At 50.1% G+C, this 1,225-nt stretch carries 1 protein-coding gene; it reads left to right on the top strand.

The features are described from left to right. Nucleotides 1-1,225: efflux RND transporter permease subunit (locus ACS8FC_RS14435; protein WP_439297270.1), on the top strand; the 1,225-nt coding region annotated here is incomplete at both ends.

Raw genomic sequence — 1,225 nt, 5'->3', positions numbered from 1 at the left:
GATTCCTACCTTTTTAGGCATGTATCTTTTTGGCTTTAGCCTCAATATTATCTCGCTACTGGCCTTATCACTCGTCATTGGTGTATTGGTCGATGATGCCATCGTTGAGGTCGAAAACATCATACGGCATTTGCGTATGGGTAAAACCCCTTATGAAGCGGCGATGGAAGCAGCTGATGAGATTGGTCTGGCGGTGGTAGCAACGACCTTTACTTTGATTGCGGTGTTTTTGCCAACAGCTTTTATGGGCGGTATCGTTGGACAGTTTTTCCGTCAGTTTGGTTGGACGGCGGCGTTATCCATTTTTGCATCGCTTATGGTGGCGCGTTTGATCACACCCATGATGGCGGCCTATATATTGCGACCAGAGAAAAACCACGTCGAGAAGCAAAGCTCGATGATGGGGTATTATCTCAAAATTGTCTCATGGACATTACATCATCGCTGGCTCACCATGGGTGCAACGCTGGTATTGTTTGTGGCATCGCTTGGTCTGGTCAAGCTGCTGCCAACAGCTTTTATACCTGATAACGATATCGATCAAACTCGAGTGGCCATTGAGCTGACGCCCGATGTGGCATTAGCAGATACAGAGCGGGTGGCAGCGCTTGCCAGTGAGCGTATTTTGGCCATGCCTGAGGTGACGAATATTTTTACGTCTGTCGGAGAGGCGCAGGCGTCGATGGGTGCGTCAGATGGTGGTGGCGGTAAAGCTGAAAACATCGCGGGCTTAGATATCGTACTGGCCCCACGTACAGAACGAGGCACCAAGCAAGAGATCGAACGCAAAATTAGCCAGCTCATGACCGAAGTACCCGGTGCTCGCTTTACCGTTGGACTATCGAGTGGCGGTGAGAGTGGTTATAACTTTTCATTGACCAGTACTAATCCTCAATTACTCGAACAGACTGCGCAAAAAATCATGACTGAGATACGCGGACTGCCAAGTGCTGGCGCTGTCACCAGTGATCGCAGCCTACCACGTCAAGAGCTGACGGTAACACCTGATAGACTGGCAATGGCTGACAAAGGCGTGACGACACAAGATATTGCCACCACTCTACGTGTGGCGACTGTTGGCGACTATGAACAGCGCTTATCTAAGCTCAATCTTGATACGCGGCAGATTCCCATCGTGGTGCGTCTACCCGATGTGGCCAAACAGAACGTCAGTCAGTTAGAAGGACTGTATGTACCGAGTACACTGCCTGCAGGGCAAGGGGTA

Source organism: Psychrobacter sp. 1Y4, from assembly GCF_051847555.1.
This window is presented reverse-complemented; position numbering and strand designations above follow the sequence as displayed.